General features: G+C 42.5%; 24 protein-coding genes. 9 read left to right on the top strand and 15 right to left on the bottom strand.

Annotated features, from left to right (window positions below):
• Positions 1 to 575 precede the first annotated feature (575 nt).
• Positions 576 to 2,021 carry a DEAD/DEAH box helicase gene (locus tag B9Z54_RS04620; protein ID WP_113927327.1) on the bottom strand — a complete coding sequence of 482 codons (1,446 nt, stop codon included), beginning with the start codon at positions 2,019 to 2,021 and terminating at the stop codon, positions 576 to 578.
• Between the two features lie 259 nt (positions 2,022 to 2,280).
• Between B9Z54_RS04620 and B9Z54_RS04615 the strand changes: the two genes are divergently transcribed.
• A complete protein-coding gene (locus B9Z54_RS04615) occupies positions 2,281 to 2,727 on the top strand; it encodes a DUF4385 domain-containing protein (RefSeq protein WP_113927326.1) in 447 nt (148 codons plus the stop codon).
• 163 nt (positions 2,728 to 2,890) lie between these two features.
• Here B9Z54_RS04615 and B9Z54_RS04610 read toward each other — a convergent pair whose 3' ends face one another.
• Positions 2,891 to 3,490 (bottom strand): glycosyltransferase family 2 protein, encoded by a 600-nt coding sequence (locus B9Z54_RS04610; protein ID WP_113927325.1) that lies wholly within the window; start codon positions 3,488 to 3,490, stop codon positions 2,891 to 2,893.
• A gap of 1,144 nt (positions 3,491 to 4,634) precedes the next feature.
• Positions 4,635 to 6,038, bottom strand: a complete 1,404-nt coding sequence (locus B9Z54_RS04605) for a vWA domain-containing protein (RefSeq protein ID WP_162785089.1) — start codon at positions 6,036 to 6,038, stop codon at positions 4,635 to 4,637.
• Positions 6,039 to 6,382: 344 nt separating this feature from the next.
• Here B9Z54_RS04605 and B9Z54_RS04600 point away from each other — a divergent pair, with 344 nt between their 5' ends.
• Complete coding sequence (locus tag B9Z54_RS04600; RefSeq protein WP_113927323.1) at positions 6,383 to 7,105, top strand: sulfite exporter TauE/SafE family protein; 723 nt, start codon at positions 6,383 to 6,385, stop codon at positions 7,103 to 7,105.
• Between the two features lie 59 nt (positions 7,106 to 7,164).
• On the opposite strand, the gene B9Z54_RS04595 is transcribed toward B9Z54_RS04600, so the two are convergent.
• Both B9Z54_RS04595 and B9Z54_RS04590 read right to left on the bottom strand, forming a co-directional pair.
• Positions 7,165 to 7,638 carry a DUF4188 domain-containing protein gene (locus B9Z54_RS04595; protein WP_113927322.1) on the bottom strand — a complete coding sequence of 158 codons (474 nt, stop codon included), beginning with the start codon at positions 7,636 to 7,638 and terminating at the stop codon, positions 7,165 to 7,167.
• Positions 7,638 to 8,195: a PadR family transcriptional regulator gene (locus B9Z54_RS04590; RefSeq protein ID WP_113927321.1), complete on the bottom strand. Its 558-nt coding sequence runs from the start codon at positions 8,193 to 8,195 to the stop codon at positions 7,638 to 7,640. Before B9Z54_RS04590 ends, B9Z54_RS04595 begins: the two co-directional genes overlap by 1 nt.
• 553 nt (positions 8,196 to 8,748) lie before the next feature.
• Here B9Z54_RS04590 and B9Z54_RS04585 point away from each other — a divergent pair.
• The gene (locus B9Z54_RS04585; protein ID WP_113927371.1) at positions 8,749 to 10,296 is read left to right on the top strand and encodes a malate:quinone oxidoreductase; all 1,548 of its coding nucleotides are present in this window, start codon (positions 8,749 to 8,751) and stop codon (positions 10,294 to 10,296) included.
• A gap of 24 nt (positions 10,297 to 10,320) precedes the next feature.
• Here the strand turns inward: B9Z54_RS04585 and B9Z54_RS24680 are convergent, their stop codons facing one another.
• Positions 10,321 to 10,584 carry a hypothetical protein gene (locus B9Z54_RS24680; protein ID WP_162785088.1) on the bottom strand — a complete coding sequence of 88 codons (264 nt, stop codon included), beginning with the start codon at positions 10,582 to 10,584 and terminating at the stop codon, positions 10,321 to 10,323.
• A 70-nt stretch (positions 10,585 to 10,654) separates the two neighbouring features.
• Between B9Z54_RS24680 and B9Z54_RS04580 the strand changes: the two genes are divergently transcribed.
• Positions 10,655 to 12,232 (top strand): histidine kinase N-terminal 7TM domain-containing diguanylate cyclase, encoded by a 1,578-nt coding sequence (locus B9Z54_RS04580; RefSeq protein WP_113927320.1) that lies wholly within the window; start codon positions 10,655 to 10,657, stop codon positions 12,230 to 12,232.
• Between the two features lie 60 nt (positions 12,233 to 12,292).
• Here the strand turns inward: B9Z54_RS04580 and ahpF are convergent, their stop codons facing one another.
• From ahpF to B9Z54_RS25175, 4 genes are all read right to left on the bottom strand, one after another.
• On the bottom strand, positions 12,293 to 13,822 hold the full coding sequence (ahpF, locus tag B9Z54_RS04575; RefSeq protein ID WP_113927319.1) for an alkyl hydroperoxide reductase subunit F: 1,530 nt from the start codon (positions 13,820 to 13,822) through the stop codon (positions 12,293 to 12,295).
• A gap of 13 nt (positions 13,823 to 13,835) precedes the next feature.
• Positions 13,836 to 14,399, bottom strand: coding sequence for an alkyl hydroperoxide reductase subunit C (ahpC, locus tag B9Z54_RS04570; RefSeq protein ID WP_113927318.1), 564 nt, complete (start codon positions 14,397 to 14,399; stop codon positions 13,836 to 13,838).
• A 261-nt stretch (positions 14,400 to 14,660) separates the two neighbouring features.
• Positions 14,661 to 15,806 (bottom strand): retropepsin-like aspartic protease, encoded by a 1,146-nt coding sequence (locus B9Z54_RS04565; RefSeq protein ID WP_113927317.1) that lies wholly within the window; start codon positions 15,804 to 15,806, stop codon positions 14,661 to 14,663.
• 4 nt (positions 15,807 to 15,810) lie between these two features.
• Entirely contained in the window at positions 15,811 to 15,963 is a 153-nt protein-coding gene (locus B9Z54_RS25175; RefSeq protein ID WP_205207672.1) for a hypothetical protein, read from the bottom strand.
• Between the two features lie 659 nt (positions 15,964 to 16,622).
• Between B9Z54_RS25175 and B9Z54_RS04560 the strand changes: the two genes are divergently transcribed.
• Entirely contained in the window at positions 16,623 to 17,396 is a 774-nt protein-coding gene (locus B9Z54_RS04560; protein ID WP_113927316.1) for a TerC family protein, read from the top strand.
• A gap of 196 nt (positions 17,397 to 17,592) precedes the next feature.
• Here the strand turns inward: B9Z54_RS04560 and B9Z54_RS04555 are convergent, their stop codons facing one another.
• Positions 17,593 to 18,348 carry a DUF1836 domain-containing protein gene (locus tag B9Z54_RS04555; protein ID WP_113927315.1) on the bottom strand — a complete coding sequence of 252 codons (756 nt, stop codon included), beginning with the start codon at positions 18,346 to 18,348 and terminating at the stop codon, positions 17,593 to 17,595.
• Positions 18,349 to 18,740: 392 nt separating this feature from the next.
• On the opposite strand from B9Z54_RS04555, the gene htpX reads away from it, so the two are divergent.
• The 4 genes from htpX to B9Z54_RS04540 all read left to right on the top strand — a co-directional run bounded on the left by htpX (position 18,741) and on the right by B9Z54_RS04540 (position 21,723).
• Positions 18,741 to 19,622, top strand: a complete 882-nt coding sequence (gene htpX / locus B9Z54_RS04550) for a protease HtpX (protein WP_113927314.1) — start codon at positions 18,741 to 18,743, stop codon at positions 19,620 to 19,622.
• Between the two features lie 178 nt (positions 19,623 to 19,800).
• Positions 19,801 to 20,307, top strand: coding sequence for a hypothetical protein (locus B9Z54_RS25540; protein WP_240189802.1), 507 nt, complete (start codon positions 19,801 to 19,803; stop codon positions 20,305 to 20,307).
• A 59-nt stretch (positions 20,308 to 20,366) separates the two neighbouring features.
• On the top strand, positions 20,367 to 21,023 hold the full coding sequence (locus tag B9Z54_RS25535) for a sensor histidine kinase (protein ID WP_240189801.1): 657 nt from the start codon (positions 20,367 to 20,369) through the stop codon (positions 21,021 to 21,023).
• Between the two features lie 16 nt (positions 21,024 to 21,039).
• Entirely contained in the window at positions 21,040 to 21,723 is a 684-nt protein-coding gene (locus tag B9Z54_RS04540) for a YdeI/OmpD-associated family protein (protein ID WP_113927313.1), read from the top strand.
• A gap of 101 nt (positions 21,724 to 21,824) precedes the next feature.
• On the opposite strand, the gene B9Z54_RS04535 is transcribed toward B9Z54_RS04540, so the two are convergent.
• The 4 genes from B9Z54_RS04535 to B9Z54_RS04520 all read right to left on the bottom strand — a co-directional run bounded on the left by B9Z54_RS04535 (position 21,825) and on the right by B9Z54_RS04520 (position 25,117).
• Positions 21,825 to 22,202 (bottom strand): VOC family protein, encoded by a 378-nt coding sequence (locus B9Z54_RS04535; protein ID WP_113927312.1) that lies wholly within the window; start codon positions 22,200 to 22,202, stop codon positions 21,825 to 21,827.
• Positions 22,203 to 22,250: 48 nt separating this feature from the next.
• Positions 22,251 to 23,096: a helix-turn-helix domain-containing protein gene (locus B9Z54_RS04530; protein ID WP_113927311.1), complete on the bottom strand. Its 846-nt coding sequence runs from the start codon at positions 23,094 to 23,096 to the stop codon at positions 22,251 to 22,253.
• 139 nt (positions 23,097 to 23,235) lie between these two features.
• A complete protein-coding gene (locus tag B9Z54_RS04525; RefSeq protein WP_113927310.1) occupies positions 23,236 to 24,726 on the bottom strand; it encodes a glycine betaine uptake BCCT transporter in 1,491 nt (496 codons plus the stop codon).
• Positions 24,727 to 24,850: 124 nt separating this feature from the next.
• On the bottom strand, positions 24,851 to 25,117 hold the full coding sequence (locus tag B9Z54_RS04520) for a hypothetical protein (RefSeq protein ID WP_113927309.1): 267 nt from the start codon (positions 25,115 to 25,117) through the stop codon (positions 24,851 to 24,853).
• Positions 25,118 to 25,170 lie beyond the last annotated feature (53 nt).

Raw genomic sequence — 25,170 nt, 5'->3', positions numbered from 1 at the left:
TAAGGGAGGCTGGGACAAAACCTTATAAAAAGCTCTTTTCAAAAGAATGTGTCTGAGTATAAAGAAAGGATTTCCGCTCCAGGTGCACGACTCCGCGGGGCGGCCGCTGGAGCTAGATTTGCCTGCGGGGTTACGTTCCAGTGGGTACGTAACCTTGGTCTCACCTGTCATCAAAAGTGGAAGCGCCTTGGTCAGCCCCGACAGGCAAATGTTCCTCAGAGAATAAAAGGCGGTCTTTCCTTTTATTCTCTGAGGGTTGTTTGACCCCGAGGGGCTAGGCGCTGGAACTAGACGACCGCTAGTCCCGCAGGAGGTCCCACACCTTCCGCTCCAATCCGCCTGCGATCAGGAACTGGCGGATAACCTAATCTAAAAAAATAACATCTTTAAGGTAAGAGCCTAATAACAAAAATGAACCGCATGAGATCAAGTATATAACCTTGATCTCATGCGGTTTTATTTTCTATGATTTCTACTTGCATCAATTAGTTTTCTACTTTTGTCCCAGCCTCTTTATCTAGATATTGGTATGATACTAAACATTATCTGTCAAGGCTAACGGGGCGCTTTCCCTTTTACTTAATCGCCTTACTAACCTTTAACTTCTTCCCTTTGATAGTTTCATTCTCCATCGCTTGTAAAACCAATGAGCCTTTTCCATTCAGGATATCGACATAAGACATTTGGTCATGGATGGTGATGATGCCGATATCGTCTGCTGAGACTCCTGGGATTTTTGCAAGCGTCCCGACAAAGTCAACTGCGCGGATTTTTTTCTTTTTACCGCCGTTGAAATGGAGTTTCATGATATCTTGATTGATACGGGCGGTTTTGTTATTTCTTACAACGCGCCTGCCGCTGAGTTTTTCTTCGAACGAAGCTCTGCCGGCCGCCACTTCCGGATAGCTTGGAGCTTCTGTCGCAGGTATCTCAAAACCGATGTATCTTTCAATGGCTTTGATGAACTTTGCTTCATAAGGTGTTGAAAAGGTAATCGCTTTTCCTTTATTTCCGGCACGGCCGGTTCTTCCGGTGCGGTGGACATAGCTCTCTTTTTCCATGGGAACGTCATAGTTGATGACCAGCGTCACATTGTCAATATCAATCCCTCTGGCAGCGACATCAGTGGCCACGAGATAGCGGAAGTTCCCCAATTTGAACCCTTCCATCACCGAGAACCTGTCCTCTTGCTCCAGGCCTCCGTGGAGCCTCTCACAAGGGTATCCAGCCCTATCCAATTCGCTGTACACAGTATCGACATGTTCTTTTGTACGGCAGAAAATCAGGCAGCTGTCGGGATTTTCTACAACCGTGATGTCTTTAAGAAGTGATATCTTTTCTTCTTCTTTCACTTCAATCAAAGAATGTTCAATGGTATCAGCCGTTACCCCTGTGGATTCAATCTCAATCTGAAGAGGATTCTTCATATATTTGTGGCAAAGATTTTCAACATCTTTAGGCAGGGTAGCCGAGAATACCATGGTGACTCGATCTGAAGGCAGCTCATTGATGATTGCTTCCACTTCATCAATGAAACCTCTATTAAGCATTTCATCAGCTTCGTCAATGATAAGATACTTGATTTGATCCAGTTCCAATGTTTCTCGTTCAATATGGTCCATGACCCGGCCGGGCGTACCAACAACAACATGAGTTTTTTGTTTCAATTCATCCCGTTGTTTTGAGAAAGGTTCTTTTCCATAGACAGCCACTGCTTTAATGCGTTTAAACCTTCCGATATTCGTGATATCTTCCCGAACTTGTACCGCGAGTTCCCTCGTTGGAGTAAGGATTAAAGCCTGTGGCTTTTTCTCCTCCCAATGAATCATTTCGGAAACAGGGATGCCAAAGGAAGCCGTTTTTCCGCTTCCAGTTTGAGCTTTTACGACGAGATCCTGGTTTTCCATTGCTGGGGGAATGACTTTACTTTGGACTTCTGTTGGCGTTTCATATTTTAAAACAACCAGGGCTCTTTGTATCTCTTCACTTACATGGTAATCCGCAAAACTTTTTTTACTCATTTTTTAACCTCTATTTTTTGTTTTTTCGTCATATGGATAGAATTCTCTTCAAGAATTATTATATGCATATCTGAATTATGTTCATTATACTTGAAAAGTGAAGGACATATCGGCTTTTATCTCAAATTTATCAAAGTAAGGGAGATCCGTGTCCCCTAAAGTTTAATGCTGCATAGGAGAGAGGGAGTAGACTAAAAAGTATTTCTTCGCATACAAAAATGGCGGCAAGGGTAAACCTCCAATAAAAAGGGTGACCACTATGGCTTTCAATTATGATCTGGATTTTGATAATATCGATTTTCGCGAGAAGCCGGAATTATACAGAGTCGGCAGGGGAGAGCAAGGGGTACTGATGGTAGAGCCTTATAAAAGCGAAATCCTCCAGTATTGGCGATTTAAGACGCCGGACATCGCAAAAGAGTCATCTGATAAGATTTATGAAATGTTTCTCGATTATAAGGAGAAAGAAGATTTTGTCGGTATGGACATGGCAAGGAAATTCCTGCAGATGGGCTATACACGTGCCCGCCGCTACACGAATTACAAAGGCGGGAAGAAATACGATGAAAACGGCAAAGTGCACGAAAGGCAGAACGATCCGGAGAAAGCAGAATCAGCAGCCATTTTTATGGAAAAGTGGAAGCTTGCGCGGGAAGATAAAGATTATCTGGAGCGAAAGAAAGAGCACCAGAAGAAATACGGCTGAAGGAATTCTCTATAGAAATAAGACCATCATTTTATTTTGATGGTCTTATTTCTTATGGAGTTGTTGTAACAGAGGGGCAGTTGAAAGAGGAATGAACATGTCTTACCGGATGTACTTTAAATTAGTGATTGAATACTTTTCGTCAGATTTAACTAACACAGATTTATTTCAATCCTCTTAGATGTAAAAAGTACTCAGAATCTTCCCGTGGGAAATTGTACCAATAGGCAAATATGTTTGTATATTTACATTTAGGTTTTTTATCAACCAAGGCTCTGTTGAAATCCCAGTCACCAGCATATTCCTTTCTTACTGTGAAATGAGCATCACCAATAAAGCTTCTTCTGATGATTTTAAATTGACCTGGCCATCCGTAACCATCTGTTTCTCTTTTTATGATTGCCTGACCATCTTTTCGAAGCATATTGTAATAATAAATATCATATTCTCCGTCCACTTGTTTCAACACATCTTTGATCGTAGGAAGATACATATCGTCGCTGTCAATGATTGCAATATAATCCCCGGCTGCTTCGGCAATCAGCCGGTTATATGAATGGCTTGCCCCTATGTTTTCCTCGTTGATTAAGATCTTTAACTGAGGGCATCCCTTTTTGTAGTCTTCTAGTATTTCTAATGTATTATCAGTAGAACCATCATCACAGATTAGAATTTCAAAAGCATAGTCTTTCGGAATACTATCAAGCATGGTTTTGATCCATTGAGCGCTATTATAGGCAGGGCTTAAAAAACTGATGTTCACTGTGATATCTCTCCTTTCCACGTTCGTTTAAATAACAAATTCTATGAAAGATATTGAAACTAAGAGTTTCCATCTCCTCAAATACTATATGCATCTCTTGAATTATATGTTCAGTAGGATTCTATGGGCCTGTAGTGTAACTCGAAGTATGGGGTTCAAATCACGGGGGAAATGGTCAAAGTACCTGAGCTTTTAAGAATGAGCACAAAAGAAGAAGCCGGGGGTTTTAAGGAGGCCATGAAAAAGTCCAGTAAAGGATATTTTCCTTTATTCTCTTGAGGTTATATGACCCCGGCGAGCTATCAGAAAAATAAGGGGAGATTTTCCCCTTAATGGCTGATTGAAACTCATTTTGAAGGTAAATAGAGGGAATTTTTCCCCTTATATAAAGAAAAAGCACCTATATTCTAATGGTTTGAGACAAATAAGGGGAATTTCTCCCTTTATTTAAGCTATTTTTAGTGGTTTTTATTAAATAAGGGGAATTTCTCCCTCTATTTGGGGAAGAGCAAGCGCGCTTTTGACGCCCGCTAGTCCCGCAAGAGGTCGTGTAACTTCCACTCTAATCAATGTTGAGAAAAAGAAGACTAAGCTCAATTAATTGAACCGTCAATATAGGTCGGCGTCTCCAATGATCCTACATCTAACAATGATGTTCAGTAAGTATATGGATCTTTAAATATCCTAGTTCCTTAGGACAATAGACTTCCTGAAAAATCGATTTAGTCGACTAATCCTTTATTTTGGGGAGCTAAAGGATAAGCATTATGAAGAAAAAAGCCGACTCTTTTTCCTTTTAGAGTCAGCTTTTTTCTTTATTAATGGCTCTTTTCGTAAACTTTGTTGCTATTTTTTTCGTAAGCTAATGCTATAACTCACCGGAATTCCCCTGGTAAGCAAGAAAGAAAAGAGCTTCTCACTCCGTTAAGAGATAAAAACCTTAGTATCCAGGGATATCCAAAAGCATCATTATATGCGAAAACAGCCCTATTAATCAAAGTGATATTCTAAAATCAGCAGATTTTCAGTGGCCTCGTTTTAAGGACCGGTTTTTCTATTGGTGTCATCAGAACTTCTCTCTAGCGAAAAAGCGGCTGTTGACAATAAATTCACCAGAAATTATACAACACCATTTTATAAATTTTTAACTCCCTGACTCTTCATCAGGACGGGCATCTTCTATCATCTGGTCCATTCCTTCGATGCCTTCGTCTTTGATTTGCTGAAGCTCGTCATAAAATTTACTGCCTGCTTCCAGTGCCTTATCATAGTTGGCAGTAGCCAGGTCTTTCAAAGGACCGAGCTGATCATAGGTGATTTTTTCTTCTTCCATCAGCACGGTCATCGCGTTGTATTCTGAATTAACCTGTGCTCTGGCATTGTTGTTCCATGCAATGCTGAAATTATTGATGTCCACCATGGCATGTACGCTGGTCCAGTTTCGGTTGTTCAAGGCACCGACTCTCCATTGCTTCCATTTTTGAAGAATATCACCGGTCCTTTCGAATTCATCGCGCAAGCCTTCAGCATTATTGACATTCGCGTAGGCTCCTCCTGCTTCTTTTGCTACTTCCTTAAGCTGCTGCTGTGCTTCTGAATCTGCGTTAAAGCCAATGACATTAATAATAGGGGAAATATTGCTTCCAGCGAAGCTTTTTGCTGCTGTGACAGGGTTGCCATCACAAGTTTCAATGCCGTCACTGACGAGATATATTAAATTGGTGTTTTGCTCTCCGTCCAAGCCTTCGAAGCTGTCTGCAGCTGATTCCAGTGCGCCGGCAATGGGTGTCCAGCCTGCAGGTTCAAATTGATCCAGGGCTTCCTGGAATGCCCCTTCATCATAGGGACCCCGTTCATACACTTCCTCTATGGCAGTACAAGACATCTCTTTATCAGCGTCATCTCCTGTTCCTTCATGTCCATAGACACGCAGTGAAACGTTCGCTTCTTCTGGTGCTGAAGCAAGGAAGTTCTGAATTTCCCGCTTTGCCTGCTCCATCCGGGTTTCTCCGCCAGCGTCAGCCCCCATTGATCCGCTGGCATCCAAAATGATTTCAATATTATAGCTATCTTTAAATTCATAGCGCCGGTCGGCTTCGGGCATTCCTTCCATATCGAACCTTGCCGCATCCAAGACGCCGGATGGGTCGGGCAGGCTTACTTTCGTGATGGTATGAATGTACTGATAGTATAATTCCATTTCTTCTTGTGAAGCATCCTCGGGCAGTGCGGGAATATCACCGAATAACTCCAGGAAGGCTGCCTGTGATTCCTCACCCCCGCCAACCGCTTCATTATTTAAAAGTCCGGTTCCCTGCTGAACAAAATCCTGAGGTTTTTCGGGAAGCGGAGGAAGATCCATTTCTTCCAGTTCTTCCAGCGCGCCAGCAGGTTCTGCCGCTGCCTGCTCAGCTTCCTGATCCTGCGTATCTTCAGCTGTCGGACCTTCGGATTCATTTTTTGTTTCCCCCGGGGCGGTCTGTTCATTCTGGCAGGCTGCAAGGGCCAGGCTCAACATTATGGCAGAAAGCCATACTCTTTTTTTCATCTGTTTTTCTCCTTCCATAACTAGTCTGGATGTTTGCGATCGTTTCCAGTTATTACGTATAAAATTGTAAAATGTTTCATTTATCTGTTAAAAAATACCCCTTTTCCTGGTAAGTTGAAACAGTTAAAAGTGCTTTTTAGACGGATTCTTAAGGGAAAACAATATGGGGGAGGGGGCTCGCAGGAACGGATTAATTGATAAGAAACATAGAATAGGGGGTGCAGCAATTCAGTGATATTTGGACTGGCAAACGTAATGGGAAGCAAAAATATGCTAACCTATGTAATGGTAGACTTAGTAGAGAAGGGATAGCTGGTAAGGTTTAAAGGAAAGCAGGTTTTTTTATGGAAATCATCACATTCATTATCATTATTCTAGCGGCCTCTGTACTGCAGACTAGTACCGGCTTTGGGTTTTCTATCCTGGCAACGCCGTTTCTTTTACTCATATTTTCACCAGCTGAAGCCATTCAGATAAACCTGCTGTTATCTTTCTTTATTTCAAGTGCTTTAATAATGAAGATTAGGCGTGATGTAGATTTTGGCATTCTGAAAAGGTTTGTTGCGGGAAGTATCATTGGGCTGCCCATCGGAATCATGATTTTCATGCTATTAGAAATAGAGAAATTGAAGCTTGGGGTAAGCATTGTCATTTTAGTTTTAACCTTTATGCTGATCATTCGATTCCGGATGGTTCAGAATAAAGGAAAAGACGTACTGGTTGGCGGGCTCTCAGGATTATTGACAACTAGTATAGGAATGCCGGGGCCGCCATTATTATTATATTTTTCAGGAACCGAAACCAAAAAAGAGACATTGAGAGGGACCACACTCGCCTTTTACTTATTTATCTACCTGGGCAGTTTAGTGTTTCAAATTATCTTTGCCGGTACGAGTTCAACAGTCTGGATATCAAGTTTATGGGCATTGCCTTTAGTATTCGCTGGATTGTATATAGGGCAGCTGTTGTTTAAAGCCATTAATCAAAAAGTTTTTCGTATCTTCACTTATCTCATCCTATTGTTCACAGGGGGATACTTGCTTATGGAAAGTGCAGGATTTTGGTAACTGTCAGTGCAGATAGGCAAAGGGCATCGAGGCAGACTCGGGTGCGCTTTGTTACCGCACTATGATCCAATCCGCTCCCGGGCAGTGTTTCTCCCTGAAGAAATTGGAGTATGCTTCAAGGCTTTTCCTAAGCCATAGCGGGGCATATTGCCATAGATGGATTCATAGTTCCCGCTCTTTAATTGATAAGTTTCATGATAAATGCCAACCGCTCCATTGCTGCCGATCTTTTTATTGAAGTTTTTCCAGGCAGTCAAATGCTTGTCATTATGGGCATAGGCCAGCAGGTCATCCATCGAACGCCAATATTGAATCATAGAAGTCGTTCTAAGTCCAAAATAACTCTCCATTGATAAAAATCCCAGTTCCTCTTTATTGGAATAAAGCTCCTGAATCATGCCAGGCATTGCTTTTAATACAGGCAGCCATTTATGAACCGCCAAGGGTTTATTGATCCTCATCCCGATGATAAACACGACAATATCTTCGCCGTTTTCAGCCGTATGGCGTCCATTTAAAATTTGATTTCTCATTACAGCCCCCTCATTTCTTCAAACTTATCCAAAGCAGCCTCGCACCATTCGACAGCAGCTTTTGTTACCCTTTTGCCGTAATCCAATGTAAACAGCCAATAGGCAGCATCTCTATCATGGGCATGCTGGGCGCTAATAGATTGTTCGATCGTTATATAGGTGTTGTAACGTTTTTCTAAATCCTGCTTATAATTTAACAGGAGTAAGCGGGTGTTCTCTTTTGACTGATGCTGGCTGAAAAACAATTTCAGCAAAATTTCGTTTCGCTCGACGGGCAGTTGTTCAATAGGCTCCTCCAGCCAGCTTTTTAAGGTTTCTTTGCCTTTCTTGGTAAGGTAGTATTCATTTTTGTCCCTTTTGCCCGGTGTCGAAGACTCCTTGATTTCCGCCAGACCTTCCTCAACAATGAGTTTCAGGGCAGGATAAATTTGGCCGTAACTGATTTTCCAGAAATGGCTCAAGCTGTTATCGATAAGCTGCTTAATGGCATACCCCGTTTTACACTCGGTCGTCAGGATTCCTAAAATCGCGTACGTTGTATCATTGTATTTTTTCATAGTCACCCACCTATCTAAAAGATATGTATCATTTAGATATATAATACTGAAAAGATTCTTGGAATGCAAATTGGTTTTCAAAATAATAAAAACTTAGCAGAACTTGAGTGGGGGCCAAGTTATTATTCAAATAAATTGTGATTAGTTTGGATGAGATTTTTATACTGAGGTGGAGCGCAGCTAGTGGATACTAATTCTTAACTATCCAAACTACACAGATACAGCTTTTTACAATCACGCCGGAATAGTCTATAATTATCAGATAACCACTGTTATTTTAATTCTGGAAATTATTTAAATATACTATAAATAAAGTTATAATTATTAAAAGATGTTTTTTGGTTATTTTATCTTGTATCTTGTGTTATATAGATGATTGGAGCGGAGGGTGTACGACCTCCTGCGGGAAGGGAACAGCGGGTCAGGTGAGTCTCACCGTCCGCCCCGCGGAGTCGTGCACCTGTGGCGGAAATCAACAATTTCTACAAAAATGCAAAACACTAACACTTCCAAGCAGGAATGCCTGCTCTACTATACAAATATAGGGATAAGGATGGGTATAATGAGCAACCTACAGACGAAAACAGACGTTATTTTGATTGGTGCCGGAGTCATGAGTGCAACATTGGGTTCTATATTGAAAGAATTAGCTCCCCAGTGGAATATCAAGGTGTTTGAGAAGCTGGATAGTGCGGGGGAAGAAAGCTCAAATGAATGGAATAATGCCGGGACAGGCCATGCGGCATTGTGTGAGCTGAATTATACTACTGAAAAGCCGGATGGCTCTATCGATATCACAAAGGCAGTCAAAGTGAATGAGCAGTTCCAGGTATCAAGGCAGTTTTGGTCTTTCCTTGTAAAAAACAACCTGATCAGCAATCCTGAAGATTTCATCATGCCGATTCCTCATATGAGCATGGTACAAGGGGAAAGCAACATCAATTTTTTAAAAAATCGATTTAAAGCGCTTTCAACTAACCCTTTGTTCGAAGGAATGGAATTCTCCGAAGATCCGGAAAAGCTGAAGGAATGGATTCCGCTAATCATGAACGGACGTATATCAGATGAGCCAATTGCAGCGACCAAGATCGATTCTGGAACGGATGTAAACTTCGGTGCGCTGACACGCATGCTGTTCAATTACTTGAAAACTAAAGATGTGGAGATTAACTACAAGCATAGTGTAGAGGATATTAAGCGTACCCGAGACGGTTCGTGGGAAGTAAAAGTACACGATATCGACAGTAAGAAGATTGAATACCATACAGCCAAGTTCGTTTTTATCGGCGGAGGCGGGGGAAGTCTGCCATTGCTTCAAAAAACCGGTATCCCTGAATCCAAGCAGATCGGCGGCTTTCCTGTAAGCGGGCTGTTCCTTGTATGCAACAAGCCGGAAATCGCAGCTCTGCATCATGGAAAGGTCTACGGAAAAGCCAAGGTGGGGGCTCCTCCGATGTCTGTTCCGCATTTGGACACTAGATACATCGACAACAAAAAATCACTGCTCTTTGGACCGTTCGCGGGCTTCTCACCTAAGTTCTTGAAAACGGGTTCAAATCTAGATTTGATTGGTTCTGTTAAACCGAATAATGTTCTTACAATGCTGGCAGCAGGCGCCAAAGAAATGGCATTGACGAAGTATCTCATTCAGCAAGTCATGTTATCTCATGAAAAGCGCATGGATGAATTGCGTGAATTCATTCCCAATGCGAAGTCCGAGGATTGGGATATCGTGGTGGCAGGTCAGCGGGTGCAGGTAATCAAGGACACCGACACAGGCAAAGGAACTCTTCAATTTGGTACAGAAGTCGTCAGCGCAGCAGATGGCTCAATTGCAGCCTTGCTTGGTGCATCGCCGGGAGCTTCTACGGCCGTCAACGTCATGCTTGAGCTTTTGGGTAAATGCTTCCCGCAGCACTTGGAAGAGTGGGAGCCGAAAATCAAAGAGATGATTCCTTCTTATGGTCTGTTATTGTCGGAGAATCCGGAGCTTTTCCGTGAAATCCATGAGTCTACAGCCGAAACACTTGGACTCAATGACAAGAAAAGTGCTTTGGGTAAATCTCTGGATAAGGAGTCCATTGAAAAGGTGACGAGCTGATAAATAAGAATAAGATGAGAACCTTCAAGCTATTGCAGATGCAGAGCGGAAGGTTCTTTTTATTGGGATATTTTCGTTAACCTTGTTGCTTTTTAATAAGAACCTTTTTAGATAACGCCATAAAACTTCTGAAATTACCTGGTAAGCCACAAAGAAAAGAGCAGCACCCTGAAAAGAGAGAAAAACCAAAGTATTCGGGGATATCCGATAGCAACAATTTATTTGGAAAGAGCCTTTTATTATTTTGCAAGTCTGCTTCTCTTTTCTTAGTCCACCTACTAATTTCAAGAAAGCACCCACTTTGATTTACATATGTGCTACATTAAATAAAAAAGCTTCTAAAAAGAGGGCCGGAACAGTGAATTCGGAATTGACAGCTTATATTACTTTAATTTGTACTTCTAGTGTTCTCAGTTTATATTTGTGTATATTTGTATATGCCAGACGCCTTCACTATAAGAATATTGCACCCTTGTTTATTCTCCATACACTATGCACCTTTATCTATTGTGTAGGGTCTGCCTTTGTTCTCTTGTCCACTACGCTTCCTGAAATCAAATTTTGGACCGCTGTTCTATATGCGGGCATGCCTTTCTCACCAGCTCTCGGGTTAATGTTCATCTTGCGCTATTTAGGGATGAAGCTGACTGCTATAAGGTGGGCCGCACTTCTGGCTATTCCTTTTATCAGTTTGATAATGGTTGCGACAAACGATGTTCACCATCTGCATTACAGAGTATTTGAGATCGATGCTGAATTGGGACCACCCTTCATCCTTCAGGAAATAGGACAATGGTATATGATTCATGGCCTTTACACATTTGGCTGCCTTTTTGCGGCATTGCTTCTATTACTTTCCCGCTGGAAGGAAACGGCCAATGCTTACAGGCCGCAATTGCTTTCATTAATAATCGGCCAACTCGTTCCAATTATTACAGCTTTTATTTATTTGGTTGGTTTGACTCCTTCTGGAATTGACCCGGTGCCTATGGTCTTGTGGGTAACGTCCCTTTGCTATTTTTGGTCTATCAGCTCATCGCGGATGTTTACACTCATGCCCATTGCGAAAGATGCCATCTTTCAAAGTATCAATGATGGAGTCGTAGTGCTGGACGAATCACATAGATTGATAGAGTTTAATCAAGCATCAAAGCGGATGTTTCCCGGGTTGAGTAAGAGCATGCTGGGGATGGAATTCACCAAAATCTGGGGTGCCATTTCAGTAGATGATTTTCCATATGAATCAGCTGGAGGTTCAAGTATTCAGGAATTCCGATTCACGGTCGATGGTTCGCCGGAACACACCTACCAAGTACGTATTTCCAAGCTTCAGCAGGCCCACCAGCACAATGGACTCTTAATCATATTCACTGATATTACAGAGGTTACGCGGCTGCAATTGAAATTAGAGCATCTTGCTTATCATGATGAGCTTACACAAGTGTATAACCGCCGTGCCTTTTTTCAACATTGCAATCCGGAATTTGAGGAAGCCAAAACGGAATCTTCTCCCTTTACAGTCATCTTAATGGATATAGATTATTTTAAAAGGGTCAATGATACGTACGGACACACTACTGGCGATCAATTGCTCGCTCATGTGGTGAATATTTGTCAAACACAGTTGAAGAAAGGGGAACTCTTTGCCCGCTATGGCGGTGAGGAATTTGTTCTTGGACTGAAAGGATATAGTAGTTTAGAAGCGAAGTCTCTGGCTGAGCGCATTCGGTTGAATCTTGAGACAAAGCCTCTCAAGATAAAGGATATCTATATTAAAGCCACTATGAGCTTTGGAGTGGCTGAAGCAGCTAAGACAAGAGAGGAGACGCTTGTTGATCTTTTGAATAGAGCTGATAAGGCTTTGTATTCAGCAAAAGCAGAGGGACGCAACCGAGTCCTGATTGATGAGGAAGAAGAAATCTATCATATGAATTAGTAAAACACTTGGAAATGAAAAAGAACCGCTTCTACAATGGTAGAAGCGGTTCTTTAGTACTTAGTTACGGATAAGGTAGTCAAACGCACCCAAAGCGGCCGTTGCCCCTGATCCCATAGAAATGATGATTTGTTTATAGGCACTATCTGTGCAGTCTCCTGCAGCAAACACTCCTGGAAGAGTTGTAGCACCTTGCTTATCGATGACAATCTCGCCCATACGGTTACGGTCAAGGACATTGCCTAACCAATCCGTGTTTGGTACAAGACCGATCTGCACGAATACACCTTCGAGGTTGATGTGCTGTTCGGTTTCTGTATCACGTTCCATATAAGTGATTCCGTTTACCTTATCGGTACCGGTAATCTCTTTTGTTTGAGCGTTCTTGATTACTGTTACATTTGGCAGGCTGTACAGGCGGTCCTGTAAAACAGCGTCCGCTTTCAGGTCTGCATTGTACTCAAGGACGGTTACATGCTTCACAATACCGGCAAGGTCGATGGCAGCCTCAACACCGGAGTTTCCTCCGCCGATGACAGCTACATGCTTGCCTTCGAAAAGCGGACCGTCACAGTGAGGGCAGTAAGCTACCCCTTTGTTCTTGAATTCATCTTCGCCTGGAACGCCGACTTTACGCCAGCGTGCTCCCGTTGAGAGAATAAGGGACTTACTTTTCAGTACAGCTCCATTTTCAAGCTCAAGCTCGATAAGGTCTTTCTTTTCCAGGCGGCTGGCACGCTGCAGATTCATGACATCAATGCCATAATCCTTCACATGCTCTTCCAAGCTCGCCACAAGTTTTGGACCTTCGGTGTGTTTGACACTGATGAAGTTCTCAATGCCAAGGGTGTCCATAACCTGTCCGCCAAATCGCTCTGCAACGATACCGGTGCGGATGCCTTTACGGGCTGCGTAAATGGCAGCACTGGCTCCTGCAGGGCCTCCACCGACGACAAGAACGTCATAAGGATCTTTCCCGGAAAGCTCAGATGCATCTGGACCGCCGCCCATCTTGCCAAGAATCTCTTCAAGGGACATACGCCCGCTTCCGAACTCTTCGCCATTAAGGAATACGGTCGGCACCGCCATAACTTCCTTGCTTTCTACTTCCTCTTTGAAAGCAGCACCGTCAATCATGGTGTGCGTGACACCTTCATTGAAAATGCTCATCAGGTTGAGTGCCTGAACTACATCTGGACAGTTGTGGCAGCTAAGGCTGATGTATGATTCAAAATGGTATTGGCCATTAAGGTTCTTCACTTGCTCAAGGACGCTCTCATCCACTTTTGGAGCCCTGCCGCTTACTTGTAGAAGGGCAAGGATTAAAGAAGTGAACTCATGTCCAAGAGGGATGCCGGCAAAGGTTACACCTGTATCTTCACCGATACGGTTTACACTGAAGCTTGGAGTGCGCTCTAATTCAGCATGCTCCACTTTGATGTGGGAAGACATAGTAGCCAGTTCATCCAAAAGAATAAGCATATTGCGGGAAGTCTCATCTTCACCGGCGCTTACTTTAAGAAGGATGTCGCCCTCAAGCAATTCAAGATATTGGGCTAACTGTGCTTTGGTATCCGCATCTAGTAACATTTAAACCAACTCCTTAGATTTTACCTACAAGGTCAAAGCTTGGCTTAAGTGTGTCAGAACCTTCCTGCCATTTTGCAGGGCAAACTTCGCCTGGGTTCTTTCTTACATATTGTGCAGCTTTGATTTTGCTTACTAGAATATCTGCATCACGGCCGATTCCGCCAGCATTGATTTCAACTGTTTGGATAACGCCGTCTGGATCGATAACGAAAGTACCGCGGTCAGCAAGACCATCTTCTTCATTTAATACTTCAAAGTTACGAGTGATTCTTTGAGAAGGATCACCGATCATTGCATATTTAATTTTACCGATTGTTTCTGAGCTGTCATGCCAGCCTTTATGAGTGAAATGAGTATCTGTAGAAACAGAGTAAACTTCAACACCAAGAGATTTTAGTTCTTCGTAGTTGTTTTGAAGATCTTCAAGCTCAGTTGGGCATACGAAAGTGAAATCTGCAGGGTAGAAGCAGAAAATGCTCCACTGGCCTTTTAGGCTTTCTTCTGTTACTTCGATGAATTCTCCGTCTTTGAACGCTTGTGCTTTAAATGGTTTTACTTCAGATCCGATAAGAGACATAGTATGTCGTCCTCCTTCAATATAGTTAATTTTTATAATTATTCTAATCTGATATATATTATTATATAGAATCTATTCTACGTCAAGGATAAAACTCAAATAGATTTTCTGATTAGAATTTTTTAAAAAAGATAGATAGTCAAACAGGGAACTGTTTGAAGTGCTGGTTAGCTGAGAACTTTTATCAGCTACATTAAAATTAACAGAAAACGGCACGATTCTCAAAAGAGATGCTTTCAAATGAGAAAGTTTTTAAGAGTCTCAATTGGTTATCTCAATTCTTCTATTTTTATAATCAATGATCAGAGAGCTATCCTTGGCTGCGTCACTTCCAAGGACTCCGTCCAAATGGAAGAAGGAGGCAAAATCGGAAAGCATCTCTCTTATATTGTAAAGCTCTATCCGGTGTGTCTCATGAAGAAAAACATGTAACGAGCTCAGGCTGTCTGCTTCTATCTCTTTTACTTCACCAATTCCGCCTGCATGGACTCTTCTTTTACTGATATCCAAATGTGGAAATTTAGCGATCAAAGGCCGGCCGAAATGTGATCTGCTTGCACCGGTATCTAATCCAAAATAAAGGGGGGAGCCATCTTCTGCTTTCAACATTACAATGGGGGCTCCGCAAAAAAAGAGATTATTTCCCTTCAACTCACTTTGAAGTTGTGGTTCCTGGATGGCTGCCTGCTTCTTAGAGTAATTAATCTCTAGAAAAAGGTGCTGGATGATATCCCAGCCAATAATTCCTTCAATTATCACCGTTTCCTGTGTCTTGGGGTTATGCAGGTGTAAATACTCATCTTTCAGGACTAAAGCCGGTTGGTTTTGAATGAGGAGACCTTCAATTTCAATAGAATCAATAATGGCAAGTTCTGTATCAACATTTTTATTTGTAGAGTTTCCGACCTTCATTTCCTCACCGTCCATCACATTAATATCACATTGAGCGGCTAATGAACGGGGGATGACCGTCATGCCTGCACCCGTATCAAGCCAGAACAATTTTCTATGTCCATTGATTAATACTTCAATAACAGGACAGCCAGTGAGACTCAGTTCAATAGGTACTTGCAGACGACTGTCCGGGAACACAAAAAATCTTTGCTCCGCCTGGCTGCATGCTCTTGCAATTAAGCGGTTGGTCTCATCAATGCTGCTGTCATCAAGAAGACCATTGAACTCAATCTGTTTCCAGTCAGACTCTGCAAAGTAAAGGTCAAATAAGATTACTGCACATTCACTTTTCAGGGAGTCATCTTTAACCGTCGAATATAAGTGTTTTAATTTGCCTGTGGCATTGTCCTTGCCCTCAGTAACTAGTTTTAACGCATCTGCCAATGCTGCAAACTCACTGCCAGCGTCGGGCGCATCAAAGTTGAACCCTTTTAATTGGTTTAGAATATTCAAGCCCTCACCTCGCGATTACTATATTTATCCAATAATTATCATACTCTTCCTTCATCTGCTCTTCTTGTTCTTCAACCGATATTCTGTTGATTTGCTCAATGAGGTAATGATGAAGGTAATCTTTTTCGTCACAGACAGGTTCATTATCCTTTTTCATGAGGGATCTCCTTTTCTTAAGGCTCTTTTCGTAACTTTGTTGTAATTTTGTAGGGTTCACCTTGATATCCAAGCAGCAAGAAGGAAAAGAACGGCACTCTCCGTTTGGAGAACAAAACTTGGGTTTCTCAGGGAAATTCGGCTCTAATGATCTTCCAATAACAGGAATGGGTGTGAATACGGTCTTTAAGGTTGTTTGTTTTACATCCTCTCGAGGGGGCGCTTGCCACTTTCAATGAAATAACCAAAGGCACCAGTACGTTTCAACTATGTTTCCCGTAATTTCAAGGTGTATGCAGAAGGGAGTTTTTGAAGGAGTGGAATTCTTCGCTACATACTGAATGCAGTTTCTTTATGTTTCTTTTGTCATAGTTTAACAATCGGGCGAAAAAGGAATATAGAATAGAGCGCAAGGAGAAGATAAGCGGAGTATTAAAGCCATGAAAAAAGGAGTTACAGGATCTTATTTAAAGAAATATATAAATAGGTACGTTCTTTTTTGACTTTTTCACCATTTATTAGCATTATATAAAAGTAAAGGGGAGTAGCTGTACAAATAAAGTCGTCAGCACGAGGGTTTACCTCCGGCTTTATTGGCAATTCACATTGTTAGCCAGACCTTTACTGCAAATACTTTGTTTTATAGGAAGGAGAGGTATTTTGGAGTCGATCTGGCTGGAATATGGTTGGGCATTATTAATTTTAATTGGACTGGAAGGTTTGCTGTCGGCAGATAACGCGCTTGTATTGGCCGTCATTGCCAAGCACTTACCGGATGACCAGAAGAAAAAGGCAATCAGCTATGGAATTCTAATGGCATTCTTTTTCAGGTTCGGAGCCCTTTTCGCTATCTCATTTATCGCGAATGTATGGCAGGTGCAGGCAATTGGTGCAGCCTACCTTATCTACTTGGGAGGCAAGCACTTAATTACCGCCAAGTTCGGGAAGGAAAATGAGAATATAGAAGAGGAAATAGAAAAAGAAGCAAAGGGGAAAGGCTTTTGGCCGACTGTCGGTAAAATTGGTTTAGCTGATCTTGCTTTTGCCATTGATTCCATTCTTGCGGCTGTTGCGCTTGCTTTGGGCTTGCCTGATTCAGGACTTGGCCAATTCGGAGGCATGGATGCAGGTAAGTTCATAGTGATCGTTCTTGGCGGAATCGCCGGACTGATTCTGATTAAGTATGCTGCGACTTGGTTTGTACAGTTACTTGCCAAACGCCCGGCATTAGAAACAACTGCTTATGCGATTGTAGCCTGGGTAGGTGTGAAGCTTGCTGTCATTACCTTGGCCCATGAGGATATCGGTGTTCTTGACCACCATTTCCCTCACAGTACTCCGTGGACACTTACGTTCTACGGAATTCTGGTAGCAATCGCTCTATTTGGCTGGTTCGCACCTGAGAAGAAAGAATCTTCACAAGGCGGCCATTAATAAGGTAAAGATAAGAAAAACGGACTCTTCCAATAGAGTCCGTTTTTTAATAGAATTGTTTCACGTGAAACATCCCTGTCAAATCTTTATTGTAAAGATAGTCATGGAATGACTGCCTTTCCTGGCAAGAAGTTCGTTTGAAGCAAAAAAGGATCGTTTCGCTTATTCAAAAGTTGAAGAAGCGAAACGATCCTTTTTACATGCCTTTCAGAAATAAGGCGGCACCCGCATACTTTCTGGCCAGTGATTGATAGTAGGCTGCCTGTACGGTAAGAGCAGCGGATATCAGGACATTCAATACTATGTCGAGGTTTTCTTTTCCGACTCCTTTAAATACAGGCAAGGAGGTCTGGCACTCTTCCTTGATTAATGTACCTACACACCCATTCATTGAAGCAGCGGCTTGTAACGAAGGCGCTGTATGATGATGGATTTTATCGAATACCGAAGCGTACGCAGAATATAAATCAACTGGGTTGACCATATCGTCGGTACGGTCTTCTGGATTATTGAAAATCAAGGTAAGTACTTTTCTGATGGATTCAAAGTCGAGAGCCGCTTTCAGGTCTTCTACGATAAAGAGGATAACTGCCTGGTCGACTGTATATTTTCTTCCTAATTGCGGCGAGCCTATAAGCTCTTTTATATCCCGCTTAACCCAATTTTGGACAGCGCTTGGAGAGAGGTTCGCAAACTCAATCTGGTTCCCCAATGAAACGATTTCATTGATGGAAAACCCAATGTCTTCATTATCTGTCTTGATGAATTTCTCGAAGATGGCAGGCATCTCTGTAGAAATGAAGGCATTTAATGTCAATCCATCTTTTATTTTATCCTCATGTGATGAGGTCCAGGCGTTTTGCAGCACCATTAATGGCGATTCTTCCGCAGAATTGTTTAAAGAGAGAAGTAAATCGGCCATGTTTTTTCTGGATAGTTTGAAGGCTTCCATATTCATCACCCCTGATCCTTCCAAATGTTCTCCATATTATTCTTTAATCCTAAGTGTTGATTCCTTTTCAGTCAATCTTTTCAAGGAGGGACGATGGCTAAGGTCCTTCTGCTTAAAGTAGCAATAGGGTAAAGCAGCATTAAAAACGGCAGAATATCGGAAAAAAGTTTTTTGTGAGGGATACCTAACAACAAAAAAACGCCTCTTGGTGTCACTCAACCTGCCCATCAGGGACCCCTAACAAAAAATCCGCCTCTTTGGATTTTTCTAATAGCAGCAATGTATGCGAAAACAGTCTTTGTAAATTAAAATAGATTGATATTATTAGGGAAAAATCATATAATAAGATCATATACAGGTTCATTTGAACTTGAAAAAGTGAGGGAGATTAAATGGGAAAACGTATATTGTATTTTCTATTAACGAATATTCTCGTATTGTTAACGATTAGTATTATCTTCTCTTTGACTGGAGCAGGTAATTATATTAATGCTCAAGGCAACATTGATTTTGTATCCTTGCTGATATTCAGTGCGATCATCGGTTTCTCCGGGTCCTTCATCTCATTGGCAATGTCACGCTGGATTGCGAAGAAAATGATGAATGTCCGTGTATTAGATCCTAACCAGCCAATGTCTGCCATGGAGCAGGAAGTGGTGGAAAAGGTTCACCGCCTATCCAAAGCGGCTGGATTAATGCATATGCCTGAAGTGGGTATTTATGATTCACCTGAAGTGAATGCATTTGCTACAGGTCCTTCCAAGAAACGTTCCCTGGTAGCTGTTTCATCAGGACTTCTTCGTGAAATGGATGATGATGCGGTTGAAGGTGTCATTGCACACGAGGTTGCCCACATTGCCAATGGCGATATGGTGACAATGACGCTTCTGCAAGGTGTCGTCAATACATTCGTCGTGTTCCTGGCGAGAATCGCGGCTTGGATTGCTTCTCGTTTCGTGAAAGAAGATATGGCGCCAATCGTCCATTTCATCGCCGTCATCGTATTCCAGATTGTCTTCTCCATATTGGGAAGCCTAGTCGTATTTGCGTTCTCACGCTATAGAGAGTTCCATGCAGACCGAGGCGGTGCAGACCTTGCCGGCAAGGATAAAATGGTCCATGCTTTGCGTATGCTCAAAGCTTATTCCAACCGTGTAGTAGAGGAAAGAGACACAGCCGTTGCAACTTTGAAAATCAATGGTAAACGAAAATCTGCTATCTTTTCCACACACCCTGATTTAGACGATCGAATCAACAGGCTTGAAGAAAGATAAGCAGGTATATAAAGAGGATAGAAGGACACACCTTGAATATAGGGTGTGTCCTTCTTTATTTTGACTCTGTTTCCGCGTATTATCAGCAATCACCAGGCTGCCTTTGAAAGCCAATCTTGGAGTAATTGACTAATGTTATAATTTGTAAGATAGTTACATATATAGAAGAATATTGGCGGTGAGCGAATTGAAGGAGTTTCACTCAAATTATAATAAGAAGTTATATTACTTCAGTGTCTTGACCAGCATCATCTTAATGTCTGCCGGATTAGTGGCAGGCAATCCGCAAATGGCCAATCCCGGCATAGGGTATGCGATGCACGCTGCGCTTATATTGGTTCTGAGTCTCTGTCTGCTTTTATATCCGAAGTTTGAGAGCAGGGGCTTCCGGATATTAACGATCATTGCGGCTTCAGCCTATTTTTATGTCTTGTTCTTCCTCTATCCTGAGACATGGTCGACATTTATTTTTCTTTGTTTAATTCCTGCGGGATCTATCCTGTTTTTTGATCAGAAGCTGTTCTATTTTTCTCTGATCCTGAACGGAATCCTTATCTTCTTGACCTTCAATTATATTTCTATCATTGATAATGGAGTCCGGTTTTCTCATATTGAAGTAGATTTGATAGGCAATAGTGTCAATTTTATCGGCAGTCAAATAATCATTTTTTTATCTACCATTTAACCAATAGAAGGATACAGAAACAGCGCCTTTATTATGAACAGGTCCAGAATGCGGAGCGCTTGAAGACGACAGGCCAGCTCGCTGCTGCCGTTGCGCATGAAATCAGGAATCCCCTTACTGTGGTTAAAGGGTTTTTGCAATATTATGCAGGGGATGATGACTTCAATAATGAATATAAAAGGAACTTCTCTTTGTTAATCAATGAGCTGGACTCTGCAGAATATGTGATCTCTCAATTTCTTTCAATAGCGAAACCGGATAAGGAGAACAGCTTAGGCAAAGTGGATATTAAGCTGATGCTCGATGACGTGACAGATCTCCTGAAGACATATGGGCTTTTCCATGATAATCAAATACATCTGCAAGTTCATGGAGAGTGCTATGTCTCAGCCAATTCTATTGAACTTAAGCAGTTGTTGATCAATTTAGTTAAAAATGCAATCGAAGCCTCCCCGCATGGTTCTCCTATCTCAGTTAAGGCGGGAAGGCACGGGGATACTATCGAAATCAAAGTAGAAGACAGGGGCCGGGGGATGTCAGAGGAAGAAGTCAGTTTTTTGGGAACTCCTTTTTATTCTTTAAAAAGCAAAGGGACAGGCCTTGGGTTGATGATCTGCTATAATATTGTGGAAAAGTATGGGGGTACCATTCAATTTGACAGTGCCATTGGGAGCGGCACAACGGTCACTCTTCGTTTTCCTCATGCCGCACAATAAGGAAAGGAGGGGTTATGTGAAAATTAATTCGCAGAAAAGCATTATTGAAAAGCTTAATTTACAAAAGTTCTCTTCAAGAGCAGTCCTTCACATACCAGAAAATCTTCATGATTTTGAGGAGTTGGCTTTTGACAGCACAATCAAGGAAGAACAGTATGATTTGGTCTTTCTGTTCATCTACAATCTTGAAGAGTTCAGGGAGTATTTGAAGAAGGCGGTCAACCAAAAGCTGATTAAGGATAACGGCTACCTTTACTTCGCTTATCCGAAGAAAAATAACCTGGAGTATGACCAGTATATAGAACGCGACAGCATTTATAATGAGGATCACTATAATGCAGAGGGATTTGTTCATGGCAGCAATCTGAAGTTCTCCAGGATGGTCAGCTTGAATGAAACGTTCACAGTGGTTGGGATGAAAGCACAGCCGGAGAAGAAGAAAGCTGCGGTAAAAAGCAGCCAGTGTGTCGATGACTATATCGAGAATATCGACGAGGTAAGGAATTCTTTGAAAGGCAGTCAAGAGGTCCTGGCCATTTATGATGGGCTGACTTTTGGATATCAAAAAGATTGGGCCCGCTATATCTTTAGCGCAAAAAGGAAAGAGACACAGGAAAAGCGCTTAATTCAGATGAAGGAAGTATTGTCAGCAGGATACAAGTCCATGGATTTGTTCAGGAGAGATCAAAAAAATAAATAGAGCGGCGGGTCCAGAGGAGGGCCCGCCGTTCTATTATTTTCCTTCTTACACCCCGTGCAGCCGCGGTACTGGGACTCACCTGCGCAGCATCTTAGAGGTCCTTAAGCAAATACCTCACTCATCAGCGCATGAGTGTTACCCTCTGTGTCTTTGAAAAAGGTCATCCAGGTCTCTGTCTGGCCCATCTTTGCGACAACATGAGGTTCGTCCGTAAAGGTTACTCCGTTTTTCTTCAGTTCTTCATAGGAAGTAGTTATATCGTTGACTTCAAAATAGATGACGGAACTGGCCTGTGCGAATTCCTCTTTTTCAGGCAGTGTCAGCATCAGGCGCAAACCGCTGCACTGAAGAAAAGCCATGCTGTCTGTGTTAAAGAGAAGAGTGAGGCCCAGTTTCCCTTTATAAAAATCAATTGCGCGGTCAATATTATCTACAGGCACTCCGATTTGTCCGATTTTTTGAATAGTGTTTGATTCCAATTTGTCATTTCTCCCTTCGATTTGATTCTATTTAAGGATAGAGTATTTTTAGTGAAAATTCTTATCCAATATCACCTTTTTTCGGTATTGTGATGGTGATAGTCCGGTATGCTGCTTAAACAATTTACTGAAGGAGACAGGGTTATTCAGGCCGAGCCGGAAGGTAATGCCGGTCATGCTGAGATTGGTCTGTGCAAGCAGCCTTCTTGCCTCTGCTATCCGGAATTGTGAGAGATGCTGGTGAGGTGTTTTTCCGTATATCCAGGAGTAGTTTCTAAGAAGGTGATTAGGCGATAGGCAGGCAGCTCTGGAAATCTCACTCAGCGTTAAAGACTCCTGATAACAGGCTCTGATATATTCATGGGCAATACTTATTCTTCTGTAAAGCTCTTCACGGGTGGACTCACGTAAAGCAGGAAGAGAGTTTACATCGCGGAATTGCCTTAGTTGCTGCGAAAGGATATCCTCCATTAAAAAGTGAAAAGCTTCTTCCGGCTTCGAAGACATTTTCTGCAGTCTCTGTAATTTATCGGACAAACTCCTTGTAGTGTGATACGTTTTTTCAAATAAGCCTGTCTTTTCTCTGTCTTTGAAAGGGTCCGATAATAGTTTTTCCGGTGAATCACGGAATGAAGCCAGCACCTCTTCGGCCAATCCATCCTTAAAAAAAATGCAGAAGGATTCAACTTCCTCTTCCTCATCAATCATTAACGTATATGGGCCCTCATTTAAAATGAGATGTCTTTTTTCTTCGACAGCAAAAAATCCTGCTGAAGTTTTGTAGTATGCTTTTCCATTAGTGAAGGTTTTAATGGAGAGCTGTCCGTTTCCCTCCCAGTAAAACTGTTTGCTTTTAGCCTGAAGAATATAATTGCTTGTTTCTTTCATCGCCATCCGTATCCGTCCCCGCAATACATTTATTCTGCTATTCAGACAATTTCATTATACCTTATTTTCATATGGTAATAGAAAAGCACTGCTCCATTGAAGGAACAGTGCTTGTATTGGATACTCTTAGATTGAATCTGGTTATTTACTTTTGTTGAGATTTTCCCTCTTTCTGTATGTCTTTAAAGAAAGAGACGCCCATCAATATTAACACCACTGCAAACGGAAGGGCTGCAATGATCAGCATGTTCTGCAGGCCTTGGGTGCCGCCGAAATACACGACGACTGCCGCAATGGTGGATTGGATCAGGCCCCAGCCGATTTTAACAGAGTTTCCAGGATTCAGCTCTCCGTTCGTGCTCAGCATGCCAAGCACAAATGTGGCAGAATCCGCAGAGGTGATGAAGAAAATCGCAATCACCACGACGGTCAAGATGGACATGAACGTTCCCAGTGGGTACTCTGCTAGTACTCCGAATGTGGAGGTTTCCAATGTGAGGTCAGAAATAGCCGCAGTACCAAGCTGCTCAAGGTTCAGGGCAGAAACTCCGAAAACAGCGAAGAAGATGAAACATACCAGCGATGGAAGCAGGAGTACACCAAAAAGGAATTCCTTTACTGTCCGTCCCTTTGAAATGCGGGCAATGAAAATTCCGACGAACGGCGCCCAGGAAATCCACCAAGCCCAGTAAAAGATGGTCCAGCCATCAATCCAGCTCCGCTTGTCTTCACTTAAAGGAGCAAGTCTCAGGCTCATGTCAAAGAAGTCGGAAACATAGCTTCCCAGAGTGTGTGTGAACATATTGAGGATATACATGGTGGGTCCGACAATAAAGAGAACCACCAGCAATAATATCGCGAGTGCCATATTGATATTGCTTAGGTACTTGATACCTTTTCCGATACCCGACCATGCGGACCAGATGAACAGTACGGTTGCGATCGCAAGTACAGTCAGCTGTACGGCAAAAGTATCCGGGAAACCGAATAGATAGGAGAGTCCTCCAGTAATTTGCGCAGAGCCGAAACCAAGTGTGGCCGCTACACCGATGACTGTCGCAAATACAGCCAGGACATCTATCATTTTTCCAAGAGGCCCTCTCATCAGCTCTTCCCCAAACAGAGGAGTCAGAGTGGCACTGATCAAACCGGGAGCCCCTTTATTAAATTTAAAATAGGCCAGGATCAATCCGACGATAGCATAGACGGCCCAGGCGTGGATGCCCCAGTGAAAGAAAGAGTATTTCAACGCTTCTTTAATCGCTTCATTCGATCCTTCTTCACTTGTAGGGCTGTTGATGAAAGCGTGAGAAATGGGCTCGGCGGTTGTCCAAAAGACAAGGCCGATTCCCATTCCGGCACTGAAGAGCATCGCAAACCAAGAAGATCTGCTGAACTCGGGCTCGTCATCCTTCTTTCCCAGTTTTAACTTGCCAAATCGGGAAAACATCAGGAAAACACAGAAAAGAAGAATGGCGATAACAATCAGCAAGTAGAACCAGCCAAAGTCACTTAAAATACGGCCGGTCAGTTCAGATGAAAAATTATTTAGATGTTTGGGAGCCGCAGCCCCCCAGATAACGACTATCAACGAGATAGCCAATGCAAACCAAAATACATGAGTCGCTTTTTTCATACTTCACCTCTCAAAAATTTGAGAGTATCCAACTTTTTAATGATAACATAAATTGGACTTCATTGCTTTTTACCCATAAAAAGGTCCTCTGCCATGCTGAAGGCAGAGGACCAGCTAATGTCTGCTAGAGAAGTTCGTTCAATACTTCGAGAGTACCCTTTGCATAATTCTCGTTTGAACTCTTAATGGTGATATTCTCATCCTTGCTCTCAGGCGCATCGCCGTCTCCTACCCAAAAGAAGGTCACATCCTTGGCACCGCATTGGCAGGCGGTTTCAGCCATAACGAAATCTCCATGGCTGTCTCCGAACACATAGACAGGTTTCCCTTCTGCCGAAGCTTGGCCGAAAACCCACTCGGCACCGATTTTTTTGGAAAGATCCTGCGGCACAACATCGACACCATAGGTAGAGACTACAACCTTTTTATTGTGCTTATCAGCAA

This window comes from Bacillus sp. P14.5, from assembly GCF_003316765.1.
In the GTDB taxonomy this organism is placed as follows: domain Bacteria; phylum Bacillota; class Bacilli; order Bacillales; family Bacillaceae_B; genus Rossellomorea.
Note: the sequence above shows the minus strand (reverse complement) of the source record. Positions and strands in the feature narration are given on the sequence as shown.

Excerpts from the sequence above, each read along its gene's own strand:
- B9Z54_RS04620 (WP_113927327.1), bottom strand. The coding sequence starts at position 2,021 with ATGAGTAAAAAAAGTTTTGCGGATTACCATGTAAGTGAAGAGATACAA.
- B9Z54_RS04615 (WP_113927326.1), top strand. The coding sequence starts at position 2,281 with ATGGCTTTCAATTATGATCTGGATTTTGATAATATCGATTTTCGCGAG.
- B9Z54_RS04605 (WP_162785089.1), bottom strand. The coding sequence starts at position 6,038 with ATGAAAAAAAGAGTATGGCTTTCTGCCATAATGTTGAGCCTGGCCCTT.
- B9Z54_RS04600 (WP_113927323.1), top strand. The coding sequence starts at position 6,383 with ATGGAAATCATCACATTCATTATCATTATTCTAGCGGCCTCTGTACTG.
- B9Z54_RS04595 (WP_113927322.1), bottom strand. The coding sequence starts at position 7,638 with ATGAGAAATCAAATTTTAAATGGACGCCATACGGCTGAAAACGGCGAA.
- B9Z54_RS04590 (WP_113927321.1), bottom strand. The coding sequence starts at position 8,195 with ATGAAAAAATACAATGATACAACGTACGCGATTTTAGGAATCCTGACG.
- B9Z54_RS04585 (WP_113927371.1), top strand. The coding sequence starts at position 8,749 with ATGGGTATAATGAGCAACCTACAGACGAAAACAGACGTTATTTTGATT.
- ahpF (WP_113927319.1), bottom strand. The coding sequence starts at position 13,822 with ATGTTACTAGATGCGGATACCAAAGCACAGTTAGCCCAATATCTTGAA.
- ahpC (WP_113927318.1), bottom strand. The coding sequence starts at position 14,399 with ATGTCTCTTATCGGATCTGAAGTAAAACCATTTAAAGCACAAGCGTTC.
- B9Z54_RS25175 (WP_205207672.1), bottom strand. The coding sequence starts at position 15,963 with ATGAAAAAGGATAATGAACCTGTCTGTGACGAAAAAGATTACCTTCAT.
- B9Z54_RS04555 (WP_113927315.1), bottom strand. The coding sequence starts at position 18,348 with ATGGAAGCCTTCAAACTATCCAGAAAAAACATGGCCGATTTACTTCTC.
- htpX (WP_113927314.1), top strand. The coding sequence starts at position 18,741 with ATGGGAAAACGTATATTGTATTTTCTATTAACGAATATTCTCGTATTG.
- B9Z54_RS04530 (WP_113927311.1), bottom strand. The coding sequence starts at position 23,096 with ATGGCGATGAAAGAAACAAGCAATTATATTCTTCAGGCTAAAAGCAAA.
- B9Z54_RS04525 (WP_113927310.1), bottom strand. The coding sequence starts at position 24,726 with ATGAAAAAAGCGACTCATGTATTTTGGTTTGCATTGGCTATCTCGTTG.